General features: G+C 52.9%; 14 protein-coding genes. 9 read left to right on the top strand and 5 right to left on the bottom strand.

Annotation, left to right across the window (positions count from 1 at the left end):
• Window positions 1-78: 78 nt before the first annotated feature.
• The 5 genes from NSU18_RS15625 (at window position 79) to NSU18_RS15605 (ending at window position 6520) form a co-directional block, all read left to right on the top strand.
• Window positions 79-366: a hypothetical protein gene (locus NSU18_RS15625; RefSeq protein ID WP_341014488.1), complete on the top strand. Its 288-nt coding sequence runs from the start codon at window positions 79-81 to the stop codon at window positions 364-366.
• A gap of 507 nt (window positions 367-873) precedes the next feature.
• Complete coding sequence (locus NSU18_RS15620; protein ID WP_341149460.1) at window positions 874-2697, top strand: McrB family protein; 1824 nt, start codon at window positions 874-876, stop codon at window positions 2695-2697.
• Window positions 2669-5083 carry a restriction endonuclease-like protein gene (locus NSU18_RS15615; RefSeq protein WP_341149459.1) on the top strand — a complete coding sequence of 805 codons (2415 nt, stop codon included), beginning with the start codon at window positions 2669-2671 and terminating at the stop codon, window positions 5081-5083. The genes NSU18_RS15620 and NSU18_RS15615 overlap by 29 nt, the downstream gene beginning before the upstream one ends.
• Window positions 5084-5148: 65 nt before the next feature.
• The gene (locus NSU18_RS15610) at window positions 5149-5985 is read left to right on the top strand and encodes a copper amine oxidase N-terminal domain-containing protein (protein WP_341149458.1); all 837 of its coding nucleotides are present in this window, start codon (window positions 5149-5151) and stop codon (window positions 5983-5985) included.
• A gap of 25 nt (window positions 5986-6010) precedes the next feature.
• Complete coding sequence (locus NSU18_RS15605) at window positions 6011-6520, top strand: NADAR family protein (protein WP_341149457.1); 510 nt, start codon at window positions 6011-6013, stop codon at window positions 6518-6520.
• A 225-nt stretch (window positions 6521-6745) separates the two neighbouring features.
• Here NSU18_RS15605 and NSU18_RS32405 read toward each other — a convergent pair whose 3' ends face one another.
• Window positions 6746-6829: a putative holin-like toxin gene (locus tag NSU18_RS32405; RefSeq protein ID WP_367272796.1), complete on the bottom strand. Its 84-nt coding sequence runs from the start codon at window positions 6827-6829 to the stop codon at window positions 6746-6748.
• A gap of 930 nt (window positions 6830-7759) precedes the next feature.
• Between NSU18_RS32405 and NSU18_RS15600 the strand changes: the two genes are divergently transcribed.
• The 4 genes from NSU18_RS15600 (at window position 7760) to NSU18_RS15585 (ending at window position 12425) form a co-directional block, all read left to right on the top strand.
• The gene (locus tag NSU18_RS15600; RefSeq protein WP_341149456.1) at window positions 7760-8953 is read left to right on the top strand and encodes an IS256 family transposase; all 1194 of its coding nucleotides are present in this window, start codon (window positions 7760-7762) and stop codon (window positions 8951-8953) included.
• Window positions 8954-9360: 407 nt separating this feature from the next.
• A complete protein-coding gene (locus NSU18_RS15595) occupies window positions 9361-10593 on the top strand; it encodes an IS110 family transposase (protein WP_341148273.1) in 1233 nt (410 codons plus the stop codon).
• A gap of 468 nt (window positions 10594-11061) precedes the next feature.
• On the top strand, window positions 11062-11304 hold the full coding sequence (locus tag NSU18_RS15590; RefSeq protein ID WP_341149455.1) for a hypothetical protein: 243 nt from the start codon (window positions 11062-11064) through the stop codon (window positions 11302-11304).
• A 17-nt stretch (window positions 11305-11321) separates the two neighbouring features.
• The gene (locus tag NSU18_RS15585) at window positions 11322-12425 is read left to right on the top strand and encodes a slipin family protein (protein ID WP_341149454.1); all 1104 of its coding nucleotides are present in this window, start codon (window positions 11322-11324) and stop codon (window positions 12423-12425) included.
• Window positions 12426-12519: 94 nt separating this feature from the next.
• Here NSU18_RS15585 and msrAB read toward each other — a convergent pair whose 3' ends face one another.
• From msrAB to NSU18_RS15565, 4 genes are read right to left on the bottom strand one after another with little or no spacing between them, the layout of a single operon-like run.
• A complete protein-coding gene (msrAB, locus tag NSU18_RS15580) occupies window positions 12520-14073 on the bottom strand; it encodes a bifunctional peptide-methionine (S)-S-oxide reductase MsrA/peptide-methionine (R)-S-oxide reductase MsrB (protein ID WP_341149453.1) in 1554 nt (517 codons plus the stop codon).
• Window positions 14074-14091: 18 nt separating this feature from the next.
• Window positions 14092-14817 carry a cytochrome c biogenesis CcdA family protein gene (locus NSU18_RS15575; protein WP_341151051.1) on the bottom strand — a complete coding sequence of 242 codons (726 nt, stop codon included), beginning with the start codon at window positions 14815-14817 and terminating at the stop codon, window positions 14092-14094.
• Between the two features lie 34 nt (window positions 14818-14851).
• Window positions 14852-15898 carry a sensor histidine kinase gene (locus NSU18_RS15570; RefSeq protein WP_341149452.1) on the bottom strand — a complete coding sequence of 349 codons (1047 nt, stop codon included), beginning with the start codon at window positions 15896-15898 and terminating at the stop codon, window positions 14852-14854.
• The gene (locus NSU18_RS15565; protein ID WP_341149451.1) at window positions 15898-16602 is read right to left on the bottom strand and encodes a response regulator transcription factor; all 705 of its coding nucleotides are present in this window, start codon (window positions 16600-16602) and stop codon (window positions 15898-15900) included. The genes NSU18_RS15570 and NSU18_RS15565 overlap by 1 nt, the downstream gene beginning before the upstream one ends.
• Between the last annotated feature and the right edge of the window lie 58 nt (window positions 16603-16660).

The following is a 16660-nucleotide window of genomic DNA, read 5'->3' as shown; positions in this document are numbered from 1 at the left end:
TTAAATCAGATTTATCAAGAAAAGAACGGATATTCATAATAGTACGTTCGTTTAAACTTCTGTCTTGGAGGAGATATTGTGATCTTTCCAGCATGGTTTATAGAAACTATTCAATGTCGTTTGGTCGAAGTCAGTGCATTAATTGAACATCAATCTGAGCCTAGACTAGCTTTTGATGAAGAGCGAGAAGCTTTTCAAGCATTATTTTCTTCTATGGATATTGTGCATAGGCCAGAATTTGAAAACTGGGAGGATAAGCTTTCTATAAAGCAATCCGTTCTTTATGAACGCCTATATCTTCAAGGACTTAAGGATGGGATGCAGCTTGCACATGCCTTTAATGCTCCTTCTGCTCTCTCGGAGTAAGCACATAGACAACATAAACATATTCACGTTTGGGCTGTTCATACGACAGTCCTTTTCTTATGCTCTTTTTGGCAGGGAATCCTTCCCATATTGTCGAATTACCATACATATTGTAAATCCTTATGACTGGAGTTAACCGAAATGATCAAACAACTACGAAGCTGGTGGAAGGATACAGAGATTCCTAAGTTAATCGGGCGTAAGAAAGTAGATTTTTCTATCTTTCGTGATGGCACTCATATTCCGGTGGAGTTTCATCCGGATTTCTTAGAAGCTAATCAAGGTCAACAGCCTACTCTAGGTGAAGGTATAAAGGTTAAGCTCATCTATGAAGATCGAGAATACGAAGCCAAGCTATTTAAAATAGATCAAGCATCCGCTAGCCGGGAAGCTCTTCAGCTGCGCTATAACGGAAACCAGAGGTTGAAGGATTTTCTAATTGAAGTCTTCGCTCATTCTTACTCTTACATTATGCAAGAAAGAGAAAATCAACAATCCGATGTGGATGTGAAGAAACCCCAAGTTGTCGTCCCCGAAGATCAAGCGGAATACATAGATTTCTATGCGACGGGTGTTCCTTTTGAATACCGTCTAGAGTTCATTACCTATCAGCCGAATCCTAGTGTGTGGTGGGTTAATCAGGGGACTTCTATTCAGGCGGAGAAGGAAGAGGGAATTCTGTGGGCGCCTCTACTGAATACACAAGGGCGTAAACTCTATCACTGGGAGACGATGAAGGAAGTTCAGGAAGGCGATATCGTTCTTCATTACTCGAACAAAGCTATTCGTTATGTAAGTCAGGTTACTGCTGCGGCAGTGGAAGCTCCTAAGCCAAGCTCCATGGCGAATACAGGTTGGCAGGAAGAGGGACGGCTAATTCGCACTACTTATGTAGAATTGATTCCGCCCATTGCGTTGCAACAATTCAATCAGCAAATCATGCAATTAAATATCACCCAAGGACCGCTCCATACTGGAGGCGGAGTCAACCAGGGATATCTGTTCCGTTTCTCAAGACAAGGGCTTCAAGTACTTCAATCGCTCACGGCAGAAGTGAATTGGCCTGACTTCGCTATTCTAGATCAAGAAGAGGCTGCCTCCAATATGGAGAGCCTATGTGAGGTGATTCCTATTTTGCCACCATCAGATACTAGCATTTCAGGTTTTCTCCACCACATCCAATCCCACATCCGCCGCCAGGGCTTCTTTTTCCCGGAGCATCTGATCGAGAATTTCTACCTGTCGCTGAAGGCGAAGCCGTTGGTGATTCTGGCGGGGATCTCGGGGACGGGGAAGACGAGGCTGGTGAAGCTGTTCGCAGAGGCGCTGGGGGCGACAAGGGATAATGGGCAGTTCCGGTTGATTCCGGTGCGGCCGGATTGGAGTGATCCTGCGGATCTGCTGGGGTATAAGGATCTGTCGGGCAGGTTCCAGCCGGGACCGGTGATGCAGGTGTTCGTGGAGGCGCGGCAGCCGGAGAACCGGCATCAGCCGTATTTTATCTGCTTGGATGAGATGAACTTGGCCCGGGTGGAGCATTATTTCAGTGATCTCTTAAGTGTGCTGGAGACGCAGGAGTGGCAGGAGGGGGCGATTCAGACACAGGCCCTGATCTCTCCAGCGTTGCTTGGGAACCCTGAGGATGAGCGGACCTACGGCGGCCATGGCATCCCGGAGAATGTGTTCCTGATCGGGACGGTGAATATGGACGAGACCACGCACCCTTTTAGCAAAAAAGTCCTCGACCGCGCCAGCACCCTGGAGTTCAATTACATCAATCTGCAGCAGTATCCGCAAGAGGCGGCTCAGGCTGAAGACGTTCCTGCTGCGCTTACGGAGCTGAATCATCTGTTCGTCCGTTCGGATTATCTGAAGCTGGCAGATGCCTACGAACCTTATCAGGAGCTTGTGGTGCGGACGACCGGGAGGCTGGTGAAGATCAACGCGCTGCTGGAGGATATTCATGCTCATGTGGGGTTCCGGGTGCGGGATGCGGTGTGCTTTTATATGATCTATAACGAGCGTTATGGCCTGATGGATGAGGAAGAGGCGTTCGACTGGCAGCTGCTGCAAAAGATTCTCCCGCGCATTCAAGGCAGTCACTCCTCGGTGCGCCGGGTTCTGCTGAGCCTGATCAAGGAGGCCATTGGCAATGGGACGAGCTTATCGTTCAATATGGAATCGCTTATGGAGGATGCATCGCCTCTCTATCTGGCCTGGGCTGGCGGGAAAACTCCGCCTGGGCTGAAGCATCCGCAGAGCGCTCGCAAATTGGCGTATATGCTGAGGAGGCTGGAGGAAGATGGATTCACCTCATACTGGCTCTCGTGACCAGGCGGTAGAATTGCTGCGGGTGGAGACGGAGCTGTTCACGCTGTATCTTCAGGGGAAGCCCTATCATCCTACGGTGGAGACGTTGCAATTGCATCGTTCCTCAGAGCAGGAGTGGGTAGAGGCTACGCTTGGCATCACTTGCTCGGAGCGGCTGGGTGAGGTGCAGATTAAGGTGTTCTCGCCGGAAACGTATGGGCTGGTGGAGTGGGTGCCGGGGGAGACGGCTTTTCCTTGCTTTTATGAGACGCAATCTTACGAGCTGGTGGTTCAGCATAAGCAGGTGGAGAGTCTTACGTTCTATCATGAGAATGTGCTGCTCCGGCAGGCGGTGAAGCCGCTGGGGGACTCGATTCTGGCGGGCGTGCTGAACTTCAGGAATGAGGTCGGGCTGACGGAATGGGAGCTTCGGGGAGCGGGGAGGGTGCTGCTGCGGGTGGAGATGGAGATTTTCCCGTCGAAAATGGATTACAAGCTGGACTACCAGAACATTCTGCATGAGGTGAATGCGCAGATCTATAATCTGGCCTTCGACTTCCTGCGCCGGACCTACCAGCTCACCGGGCTGCGGGAGACCCCGCATCAGAGCCTGACGGAATTCTTCACGATCCTCCAGCACATCTTAAGGCAGCTGCTGGATGCGGTTGAGCGGATTAATAAGAACCCTCACTATGCGCTGCTCCAGGAACGAAGGCTCATGGATGCGGGCCGGGTCAAGCAAGCTGGAAAAGAGAACATCCGCGAGCTCGCCAAGCACCCTGAACGGTTAAGGGAGGATGCGAAGCACGGGTTCCTGACGATCGGTAACCGCAGCTACACGGCCACGCATCTCATGGAGACGCGCAGGCGCCTCGCCTATGATACGAATGAGAACCGCTTCGTCCGCTGGATGCTGGAACGGGTTCGCGGGAAGCTGAAGGAGCTGAAGCTCCGCTGGAGAGAGAATAGCCGAACTTCAGACCCCTTGCTGATGGCAAGACTGGATTCCATGCTGAAGCAGATGGACCGGGTGCTGCAGATGGATTTTGTGCGTGAGGCGGGGGTAATGAAGCAGATGTCCGTAACATTGGTGCTGCAAATGGCTCCTGGGTACCGTGAGGTCTACCGCTTCTATCTCATGCTGCTTAAAGGCCTGTCGATCCAAACCGATCTTCTCCGGCTATCCATGAAGGATGTCGCGCAGCTCTATGAATACTGGTGCTTCCTGAAGCTGAATCAGCTGCTGGGGCAGAAGTATAAGCTGGTGAAGCAGAATATCATCCGGGTGAACCGGAGCGGAATCTTCGTCACGCTGGACCGTTCGCAGAGCGCAAGGATGGTCTATGAGAACCCGGTGAACGGGGAGCAATTCATCCTGTATTATAACGCGATTCCGGGTACCGATCAGACGCCGACACTGAGCCAGCGGCCGGATAATGTGCTCACCTTGAAGAAGAAGGATGCGGGTCAGGTGAAGGAGTACAAGTATGTTTTTGACGCCAAGTACCGCTTGAATCCTGCCTATCCAGGCACGCCCTATGAGAGAAGGTACAAGCAGCCCGGACCGGAGGAGGACGACATCAACACGATGCACCGCTACCGGGATGCGATTGTGTATCAGGAGCAGAGCTCCGGGGAGTATGAGCGCAGCATGTTCGGGGCGTATGTGTTATTCCCTTATACGGATGAAGAGCGGTTCAAGAGCCACCCGTTCTACCGGAGCATTGAGCTGCTCAACATTGGTGCTTTTCCGTTCCTGCCTAATGCCACAGGTCTGGTGGAGCAATTCCTGGATGAGATCATCCGCGACAGCCCGGAAAAGGCCTACGAACGCTCCACACGCCCGCGCGGCACGAAGGAGTATTATGCCGATAAGCTGGCGGGGAAGAATGTGCTGGTGGGATCGGTGCGGGGGCCGGAGCAGGTGGGGGTGGCGTTGCGGAACGCTTTTTATCATATACCGCTTAAGAATCTTGCCAGCCAGAAGTTGCTGACCCAGATCGAATACATCGCGATGTGCCAATCCCGCAAGAAGTTCATTGATCCGCCCAAAACCGGGATTCACTGGGTAGGCAAGGTGGCGGATTGGAAGGTGCTGCGGCGTAAGGAGATTACCGAGGTTCCTTGCAGGCCGGGTACGGAAGAGGAATTGTATGTCCGGTTCACCATTGAAGAATGGAAGAGGTTAGCTGATCCTATCGCGTTAGGTGGGCAAGGGATCTATACAGTGCTCCATACCAGCAAATACATTCTCGACCGTGCTTTGGAGCTTGCCGAGCTTCGGCTGGAGACGGAGGAAGCGATGCGGGAATGGCGGGAGAAGCGCCGCAAGGGTAGAGTGAAGGTGAAGCTGGATCATGAGGAGTATGTGGATTTGGGTCGGGTGGTGGAAGTTAGGAATATATAACGGAGATCTGGAGATTGCAGACTCTAGGTCATTCAATTCATTCACTATAAAAGGAGAGATGAGTTATGAATCAACGCCATCGTCCATTCTTGCGGCTAGCTATGAAAACCCTGATTATGCTGCTATGCGCTGGTCTGCTGCCACTCGTAAACACGGAGGCTTCCGCGCAGGCTGCACCGGTAGTAGGGAATCAGATCAGGCCGCTGCTGCTCAACAACCAATATGTGCTGTTTCCAGGCAAGCTGGCGCCCTATATCCAGGCAGGTAATTTAATGGTGCCGGTTCGTGCATTTGCAGGTGCGTTGGGTGCACAGCTGACCTATGATGCTGCCACCAAAAGCTCCACGATCTCGCTGCTTGGGGAGAGTGTGGGGAAACTGCGGGCGGGTCAGGCCACAGCGGTAACCAAAGATGGAAGTAAAATAGCGCTGGGAGTGTCCCCGCAGTTGCGGGATGGCGTGCTGTTTGCGCCGATGAACCCGATCCTTACCGGGCTGAAAAAGCTGAAATGGGAGAACATGTCTAACGTGCTTAACCGCAATGTACTGATAGTGCAGGGCCGGGGTGACACGGTGCTGCCGCAGGCCAAGCCGTGGCAGAGCGTGACTCCGTTTGGAGATGTGCCTGGGGAGAAGCATAATCCTTTTTACCCTACACTGTTGACACAATCTGCTGATGGGAAAGGCTTCCGGCTGGCGCTGAGCGTGATTAACGCTTCCGGGTTTGTCATTGCCGGGGATGCATCCAGCTTGGAGTTCGTGGCTGTGAACAGCCAAGGCCAAGCCGTCGTCCGGCAGCTTCCCGGTCCCTCGAAGGAGACGCCTAAGGCGGGTGCACTGTCATTCACCATTAATGTGCCCACAGCGCCGGATTATGTGATTTTCAATTCAAGGATCAAGTAATAAACACAAGGAGGCCAGGCCTGCCATGGACAACCAGGAACATATCCAGAAGCTGCATGATGAACATAGAAAGGAAGGGTTATCGGCTAAGCCAGAGGCGCGTGTGATACGTTTCTATGAGACGGATAAGCCTTATGGCTGCTTTTCTAATTTTGCGAAGTATCCGATTCTGTTAAAGGGCAAAGAGTGGGCGACAACGGAGCATTATTTCCAGGCGCAGAAGTTCGCAGGAACCGGGCATGAAGAGGAAATTCGTCTCGCCAGTACGCCGATGATCGCCGCCAGGATGGGACGGGAGCGGAACCGGCCGCTGCGCCCGGATTGGGAGGAATGTAAGGTGCAGGTGATGCGTGAAGCGCTCATGGCCAAGGTTGAACAGCATCCTGTAATCAAGTCTATCCTGCTATCTACCGGAGATTGTACCCTTGTTGAGCACACTTCGAATGATGCCTATTGGGGAGACGGCGGGGACGGGCAAGGCGGTAATATGCTGGGCAAGCTGCTGATGGAGATTCGGGACGGCCTGGAGAGATAAGCAGTCACCGGAAGCTCTTAAGGAGTACGATGGGTATTTCAGTAGATAACTTCATACATTTTCTTACTTTATGAACTGATTTGTGGTATAGTAAAGGCAGAAAAAACGTAGAATACAAAGAGAGCCGTGCGCTAACACGACTCTCGGAGCAATAGCCGCTTTTAAGGGCGGTGGCTTCAAAAGGATATCCATTGAAATAGGACGCTTACCTTTGCGTGGGGCGGCCTATTTCTTTTTGTGGAAAGAGAGAATCAACACAACCAGAGTCGCGAATGAAATCATTAGCGTCAATGCTTGGTATACCTCCACAGGCGTCACCTCCCTTCGGGGAAGTTAGCCGGCCGCCCATATAAGCCTTTCTATTGCTTCAGCGATTATACCATGTATGGAAATATTTGAATATACGAACAGCGCAGACTCTTCTAGTGGATCTCCCGGATGAGTAGGCTCAGACTAATGAGAAGTTTAGAGAGAGTAGTACAATAGGCAGAAGAAAGTATAATGAAAAAGAGAGCCGTGCTCGATACACTACTCTCGAAGCAGTATCCACTTTTAAGGGCGGTGGCTCGGTAATAGGTTTAGGCAGAAATAGACCGTCTCCTTTGACCAGGGTGGCCTATTTCTTTATGGGGAATTAAGCAATGCGATAATGAACATGCCGAACATGAACAACAGGGATTACGAATGGAATACACAAACCGAATCCCTAACCAAGCTCAAAAGCAGGCTTCCCACCTGCCTTTGGGCTTTTTTTCATTAATTTAGGAAATTACGGTTTTCTTCCAATGTGGATAAGTGTCTTGGAGCATGCGCAGGATGACTATATTCTGGAATGACTTCACCGAACACAATGGGCTGCGTGTGGTCATCTGGGCCGGAGACGGATAAGGTCGAAAAACCGACCACATTCGGTACAGCGGAGGCGCGATGGCGGGATAAGGTCGAAAAACCGACCACATTCGGTGCAGCGGAGGCACGATGGCGAGATATGGTCGAAAAACCGACCACATTCGGTACAGCGGAGGTGCGATGGCGGGATAAGGTCGAAAAACCGACCACATTCGGTGCAGCGGAGGCGCGATGGCGGGATAAGGTCGAAAAACCGACCACATTCGGTGCAGCGGAGGTGCGGTGGCGATGGCGTAAAGTAAGTTGTGTACCAAGATTTGGAGTCTAGTCAGACACCAAAAAAGTAGGGTATCCTCGGGATTGCGAAACCACCAAGGAGGAACCCTACCAATGAATATTTTACCCGAAAGTTCTCTGAATAATCTATTTGAAAAACTTGTTAAAGATTTTGTGAAAGACAACATGGAACGCCTGTTGCGCGCCGAAATCCAGGGGTTTATGGAGAGTGAAGAAGCCGGTGCCAGCAATAGTCGCAATGGCTACTATACGCGAGACTTACACACGAAATACGGCCATATCGAGGATCTTCAGGTGCCCCGGGACCGCCAAAGCCTTTTCCAGACGCAGATGTTTGAGCCGTACCAGCGGCGGGACGGATGGTTAGAAGAGGCCGTCATCCAAATGTACAAATCGGGCATGGGTACGCGGGATGTGGCCCGGTTCATTGAAAGTATGTTTGGCAGCCACTACTCCCCCACCACGGTCAGCAATATTACGGCTACGGTGCTAGACGATATCCACCAGTGGCAGAAACGGCCCCTGAGCAAACGGTACTCCGTAATCTACTTGGATGGGCTGTACGTGAAGCTGAAACGGGGCACGGTTCGTGGCGAAGTGGTCTACTTTGCGATGGGGATTGACGAGGAGGGACAGCGTCAAATTCTCGGGTTTTACGTGGGCGGCCAAGAGAGTTCGAATGGCTGGCGGGAGGTACTCAAAGACCTGTACGACCGCGGAGCGCAGGAAGTCCTGCTGGGTGTGTTTGACGGACTACCGGGGCTGGATGCGGCGTTTAAAGAGACCTATCCTCAGGCAGATGTACAGCATTGCGTAGTGCACAAAGTGCGGGCCACGTTCCCTAAAATCCGGATGGAGCACAAAACTGATGTCCTTGAAGCGTTGAAAACCGTATATACCGCACCGGATGAAGTGGTAGCCCGGGCTAACTTTGATACGGTCAAAGCGAAGTGGAACAAGCTATATCCGAAGGAAATGAGGTCCTGGGAGGAACAGTTATCCACACTCCTGACGTTCTACAAGTATCCGGAATCGATCCGTAAAGCGATCTACACGTCGAACCCCATCGAACGGATGAACAAGGAAATCCGCAAGCGTCTGAAACCGATGAACAGTCTGACGAACATGGATGCGGCAGAGAAAATCGTGTACCTGGAGATGCTGGAATACAATGAACGTCATGCAGGGCGGGTCGCCCAAGGCTTTGGCATGGATGCCGTTAAAAAGAAGCTAAAAGAGCTATTCGAAACACGCTATCCCTCTTTGCCCACACCGGAAGAGACATAGCAGAGAAATCCAGTTTCTGGGGGTCGGGGTTCCCCCTCCCCCCAGAAACACTACACCCCAAGCCGTAACCCCGGGGAGGTACTTCTACTCTCTTACACAAACTTCTTGACGCTACCGCGGTGGCGGGATAAGGTCGAAAAACAGGCATGACAAGACAGAGACCTTGTCACCCCCAGGAATGAAAATAAGTGGGTGGCATCCGTCGCATCCATTCTAAAAGAGGCTGTAGTCGTCAACACTACATATACAAATCAAAGGGCGGAAACGGTTACTGGGATACACCCCGTGCGAAAAACTGTTCTATTGCGCTTTTCGAGCATCGCCTATTGTAGCCCCCAAAAGTACGTGTATTAAATTACACTCACTCGAGCGCATGATTTGTAAGCTGACGATGGAGGATGATTGGAATGGATGCTGTACGTATGTGTTGCGCCGGTCTGGACGTGCACCAGGAAACCGTTGTGGCCTGCGTGTTGAAAGGACCGATCGAACAGAAACCCCAATGTCACCTGAAAACCTTTGGGACGACAACCAAAGAATTGCTAGGCCTGCAAGATTGGCTGAGTGAACAAGGCTGTCGGGAGGTGGTGATGGAGAGTACGGGCGTGTTATGGAAACCGGTATGGAACATCTTAGAGGGCAGTTGTGATCTGGTCTTGGCCAACGCCCAGCGGGTAAAGAATACGCCGGGTCGAAAAAGTGACATGCAAGATGCGCGCTGGTTAGCGCAATTGCACCGTTGCGGGCTCATTGAAGGCAGTATGGTGCCCGAACAAGACATCCGGGATTTGCGAGACTTGACCCGTTACCGGAGTAAGATGGTGCAGGCGGTGACGGCGGAGAAAAACCGCATTCACAAAATCCTGCAGGATGCCAACATTAAGCTAACCACCTTTATGTCCGATCTATATGGGGTTTCGGGACGGGGCCTGCTCCAGAAGATCATGGACGGCGAGGTCATCGACGAAGGGACCGTTAAAAACCTGGTCAAAACCCGTTTGAAAAAGAAAGTTCCGCAGTTGCTAGACGCGCTCAATGGCAAGTTGCGCCGTCATCACCGCGAGATGATTCGAGACCACTGGGACCACTTGGTCTATTTGGAGAAAAGGATCACGGAGCTGGAAGCTCGAATCGAGGCGAAGGCAGAACCGTACCTGGAGGTGATTGAACAAATTGACTCCATTCCAGGAATTGAGCGGACGTCTGCCGTGACCATCTTTGCCGAAGTGGGGCCGCATGTCGCGGAAATGTTCCCGAGTGATGCGCAGTTTGCATCATGGGCGGGGGTGTGTCCAGGGAACAACGAAAGCGCGGGAAAGCGAAGAAAGTCAAAAACGATGCAAGGGAACAAGCATCTGAAAGGGGCCTTGTGTCAGGCGGCTTGGGCGAACTCTCGCTCCTCGAACCGGATCGGCCAATTTTTTCGACGAATACGTAAGAGAAGAGGCGATAAAAAAGCAAACGTCGCCACCGCGCATTTGCTGATTCGAATCCTCCATGCCCTGATGCGGGAGAAGAGGTCATACCAAGAAATAGACGTCTCACTAGGCGATGAGACGTCCAAGAAAAACACGTTAGATAGGTACGTGAACTATATCCAGCAGTTAGGATATAGCGTGCAATTAAATCCTATCCAATAGTCTTCCCTTTTTCAAAAAAAACGAAACGTTTTTTTGGGGCGGTGGGTCTTTTTTTGTCAAAACCCGTTCTGCTGCGCATTTTCCGGTACTTTTATTTTCGTATTAAACCGACCACATTGGTGATGCCGCAGGCGTGTTGTCCATGCCTCTTCCCCCCCTCTGGAAATTTATTCTTCCATCGTAATACTTCCGCCATGTTCGTTCCGCCTGATCTAAGCGATGATAGATCCTGTAGATAACGCCGGGCGCGTTCATCCTACATCCGGTTCTTATCCGGGCGGGCGTAACGAGGCGGGGATCTCTGGCGATCCCGCAGTACCGGCATGTATGTTACGGTATCCTGTACGGTCCGACTTCGGTAAGAGCAAACAAGGGGTTCGATTCCCCGATCGCCTTCACAGCGATGTTGGTTACACTACTCGATTTCCATCGAGCGACTATTGAAGCACAATCAGAGTAACGAAACCAATGGACAGAATCCCTGGCGGCTGGCATAGCGCTACTGTGGCAGGGCTTTGTAATCCGTGGATACCGGCAGCAGGGAAGCTTGCGGAGACTGGGGCAAGGACAGAAGAGAACGAAGGCTGGCTGAAGGTTGGGTTAGTCTCAGGTATCAAGAGTCCTCCCGGATCTCCCGGCAGAGCGGCTGTCTCAAGCGTGATTCCGTCCGGGTCCGCAGCGGGATTCTGTCATCCATTGGTCAACACATGAAGGGGGTAATACATACAATGTTGAAGCCAATTACAATTCAAGCGGACCAGCGCGGTCTGCTCTTTCATAAGGGAAGTTATGTGAAGCGGCTGCTGCCGGGAACCTACCGTTATTTCTCCTGGTCGCAGCACACTGTGGTAGTAGTGGATATAACTAAGCCTTTTAGCGCTGGCGGGAAGGACCTGCAGTTGTTCTTACAGGATGATGAGCTGCTGCGGGAGCTGGATGTGGTTCGGGTACAGGATCATGAGCTGGTGCTGCACTACGAGGATGGCCAATTCATGCAGGTGCTCAAGCCGGGGGTGTATGCGTTCTGGAATCTGCTCAAAAAGCACACCTTCGTCCACACCGACATCCGTGTGCCGGAGCTGCCCGCCGGAATCGACCGCTCGATCATCGCGCGGATTACGCCGCACCTGCAGAGCTGCGAAATTGCCAGCCACGAGCTGGGTTTCCTGTTCTATGATCATACGCTTCAGCGGGAGCTTACGCCGGGGAAATATTACTTCTGGAAGGGACCGGTCTCGGTGCTGACCAAGAAGGTCGATCTGAGACAGCAGCAGATGGATCTGCTCGGCCAGGAGATGATGACCGAAGATAAGGTTACGCTGCGCCTGAACTTCGTCTGCCAGTACCGGATCGTAAGTCCGCACCGTGTGCTGGAGCTGAAGGATTTCGAGGAGCAGATTCACATCCAGCTTCAGCTCTTGCTGCGGGAGTATGTCGGGACGCTGAGATTGGACGATCTGCTGAAGCGGAAGGAGGATGTGGCGACGTTCATCCTGGACCGTATCCGGGAGAAGGAAGAAGAGTTCGGGGTGCGCTTCCTCGGGGCGGGCGTGAAGGATGTCATTCTGCCGGGAGACATGAAGGAGATCCTGAACACCGTACTGCTCGCTGAGAAAAAAGCCCAGGCCAACCTGCTCACCCGCCGGGAAGAGACAGCCTCGACGCGCAGCCTGCTGAATACGGCGAAGCTGATGGATGAGAACCAGACGCTGTTCCGGCTCAAGGAGCTGGAATTCCTGGAGAAAATATGCGATCGGATCGGCTCCATCTCGGTTACAGGCGGCGGTGATCTGCTGGAGCGGTTGAGCTCGCTGATCGGCGCAAGTAAATAGACAAGAATCGCCCTCCACACGGCTCAGCTTATGAGCCAGTGGAGGGCGATCTTTTTAACAGAGGAGCTGCTTCATCTGTACGATTCCGCTTAATCTACTCCACCAGCCCCGTTAAATACCCGTAATGCTCTGCTTCCATCTTGTCGAGAGGGATGAAGCGGATGGAGGCGCTGTTGATGCAGTAGCGTTTGCCGCCGCGGTCCGCAGGACCATCGTCGAAGACATGACCCAGGTGGATATCGCCGGATTGGCTGCGCACCTCGGTGCGTTCCATGCCGAAGCTGGTATCCGTGTCGTAGGTGACTACCTCCGGGGCAATGGGCCTCGTGAAGCTGGGCCACCCGCAACCGGAATCATATTTATCCTTGCTGGAGAAAAGCGGCTGGCCGGTGGCGATATCGACATACAGGCCAGGCTCGTAGTTATCCCAATAATCGTTGCTGAAGGCACGCTCCGTGTCATTATTGACGGCTACCGCGTATTGATCGGCAGTTAACCGCTCCTTCAGTTCTGCGTCGGAAGGGCGCGGGTATTGGGCCGGATCGATCACCGGCTCTTGCTCATCCAGAATACTTAAGTCAATGTGGCAGTATCCGTTCGGGTTCTTCTCCAGGTAATCCTGATGATATTCCTCCGCCAGATAATAGTTCTTCAGCGGCAGGACTTCCGTTACGATCTTCTTGTCATACTTCGTCTGCTCCGCAGCTACGGCCTGCTGGATGATGGCTGCATCCTCCGGGGACGAATAGTAGATTCCTGTCCGGTATTGAACGCCTCTGTCATTGCCTTGCTTATTCAGGCTGGTCGGATCAACCACTTTGAAATAAGACTCCAGCAATTGCTGTAGCGTTACCTGCTTCGGATCATACTTCACATGCACAGTCTCCGCGAACCCCCGGTCCCCGCGAATGACATCTTCATAGGTTGGACTCTCGCCTTCCCCGTTGGCATAGCCGGAGGTGACATCCTGAACCCCTTGAATGCGGGACATATACGCTTCCACTCCCCAGAAGCAGCCGCCCGCCAGATACAGGTTACGCAGATCCTTGTCGGCTATACTTGTGGTCGTGACCGCTGGCACCGGGGCGGCGGCTGAAGCGGAGTCTATTCCGGCGAAGGTGTCCTTAATCTGTTCATTGGAGGCATGGCCCGGGAGGGACTTCACCAGCAACCCCTCTTCATCGATATAAAAAGAGCTGGGATATGCCCGTACCTGAAACTCCTTAGCCCATGTCCCATCCTCATCCAGCAGCACGGTCAGATTGTCATACGACTGCTTGTTGAACCATTCCGTGAATTCCTTGGCGGATTTCTCGCCTTTGTAGCCGGGGGTTACTATCGATACCACCTGGAAATCCTTCTCCTGGCCGGCCAGCGTGTTCAGTTCCTCTAGACCAGCCAGACAGATGGAGCACCAGGAGGCCCAATATTTCACATAGACCTTCTTGCCCTTCAGGTCCTCCAGCTTGAGTGAATCGCCCTTCAGATCGTTCAAGGCGAAGGCTGGTGTAGGCTTCCCCTTGCTCATGGCTGCGGCAGAGTCTGCCTTGCCTGCTCCTGCATCAGGCTTCGCGCCGCATGCGGCCAGGATCGACAGCAAGCCGCCAATCACCAGTATATATCCCATCCACTTCCATGGCTTCTTCATGCCTGATTCCTCCTCCCATTATTGAATCCAGCCGACAATCGTATTCAGCTGGTCGGTCATTAGCAGCAGTCCCATCCCGATAAGCATAAGCCCGGAGGCTATCTTGATGCCTCCCATGTATCTGTACAAGCGGCGAATCCGCTGCAGCAGATAGTCTGAGAAGACGGACATGATCAGGAAGGGAATCGCCAGACCCAGCGTATACAGAAGCATGAGGAATCCTCCATAAGCAGGGGAGCCTTCCCCGGCGGCGATGCTGAGAATGCCCGCCAGTACAGGGCCGATGCAGGGCGTCCAGCCGAAGCTGAACGTCAGGCCGAGCAGGAAGGCTCCGATATAACCGCCTTTTGTCACACGATTGCTGGATAGTTTTTTTTCGCGTTCCAGCCAGGGCAGCTTAATGAATCCCGTCTGATAAATCCCGAATAAGATAACGATGGCTCCGCAGATGGCAATGAACCTGGAGCTTGAAATGATATTGCCCAGGGCCCCGGAGCCGAAGCCAAGTAGAATGAAGACCACGGACAGTCCAAGAACAAACAGCAGAGTCCGCAGCATGAATACAGAACGGAAGCGGAAGGAGCCGGAGTCAGCCGCTCCCTGATTCGTACTGCCTGCTATGCCCCCGGACAAGTAGGACACATAGACCGGGAGCAGCGGCAGGATACATGGTGCGAAGAACGATAACAGCCCGGCACCAAATACACCGGACAAGAATACAAAATCACCAGCCAAATCAGTCACCACCTTGTGAGATACGGCTTACTGGACGCTGCGCCTATCGGCTGGTATACATTGGGATCGTAAACCAGAAGCAGCTCCCGGCGCCCTTGCTGCTGTCTACGCCAATCTCGCCGCCATGCAGCTCGACAATCGATTGGGCGATGGCGAGGCCGAGGCCGAGGCCGGCGCCGCCGCTATTTTTGCTGCGGGATTTATCGATCCGGTAGAACCGTTCGAAGATTCGTGAGGTCTCCGCAGCTTCGATCCCCTGGCCTTCATCTGTAACGGAGATTCGCAGGAACTGGCCTTCCTCGGTAGCGGATAACAAGATGGTCCCGTCCACCGGAGAATGTTGAATGGCATTCTGCAGCAGATTGGACAGCACCCGCTTCATCTGCGAAGTCATCATCAGAGCGGCAGGTAATTTATCCGGCAGATGAATCTCCACGTTCAGCTTCTTCTCCGCGAGATGGAACGAGAAGCTCTCCAGGGTACTGATCAGCAGCTCATCGGCATGGGATGGCTGCGGGTCGAAGCTCCCGCCGTTCGCCTCCAGACTGGATAGTTCAAATAAGTCATGGATCAGGCCCGCCAGCCGCTTCGTCTCCAGCCGGATCGTATTCAGATAACGCTGAAAAGTCACTTCGTCCTTAATCACATCATCCTCCAGCGCTTCAACGAACGATTGGATGGAGGCGAGAGGAGTCCGCAGATCGTGGGAGACATTGGCAATCAGCTCCCGGCGGGCGGATTCGGACTGGTGCAGATGGTCGAAGCTATCTTTTAACTTACTGCTCATTTCATTGAATTGCCGGGCCATCAGCTTGAACTCCTGCGGACCGATTAAGGGGACCACGGTGTGGAAATCCCCATCGGCAATCCGCACCGTCTGCTCGGTGATCCGGGCAATGGACTTCTCCACCGGCCGTGTCAGCAGATGCTGGAGAACGAAGGAGAACACGCCGATCCCGGCCGTGATGCCGGACAGATAATAGAACTGATCAATCGTGAGCAGCATTTTGGAGTAGCTGACGAATAGACAGATCAGCAACACGCCGATACCTGTGAGACTGGACAACAATAGATACGTACGCAGTTTCATTAGATGCCATCACCCGCAAACTTATAGCCTATGCCCCAGACCGTCTTGATATATTTCGGGTCGGAGGGCGTCTGTTCGATCTTCTCCCGTAATCTCCGGATATGGACGGTCACGGTGGTGGTATCCCCTTCATAGCTGAAATCCCACAGCTTGCTGAGAATTTGAGTCCGGGAAAAGGCCTGGCCGGGATGGCTCGCCAGCAGGTAGAGCATCTCGAACTCGGTAACGGTCAAGTCAATCGCCTGCCCGTCAATCTCCACGATGCGCTTCCCTACATTAATAGCCAGCCCTTCGTACTTAATCGTGTGCTCCGCAGCGGTAGCGGGCGAGGCCTGTACAACCCTCATCCGGCGCAGAATCGCCTGCACCCGCAGTACGAGTTCCCTTGGACTGAAGGGCTTGGTCAGATAATCATCCGCCCCCATTGTCAGCCCCATGAGCCGGTCCTGCTCCTCGCCGCGCGCCGTCAGCATGATGATCGGGAGATCATCGGTCTGCCGGATCTCGCTGCACACCTCCCAGCCGTTCTTATGCGGCATCATCAGATCGAGCACCATCAGGCTGGGCGGCTGGCTGCGCCAGAGCTCTAACGCCTCCAAGCCGTCCTTGGCAGTGGTGACCACATACCCTTCCCGTTCCAGATACCTGCGGCACACATCGGTAATATTCGGATCATCATCCGCGACCAGCACTCGTTCATTCATCCTAACCCACCCCATATCCGTAAAAATCCATTTGATTCCATCATATCATATGGCGGGG

The organism is Paenibacillus sp. FSL H8-0048, assembly GCF_038002825.1.
Classification (GTDB): domain Bacteria; phylum Bacillota; class Bacilli; order Paenibacillales; family Paenibacillaceae; genus Paenibacillus_AQ.
Note: the sequence above shows the minus strand (reverse complement) of the source record. Positions and strands in the feature narration are given on the sequence as shown.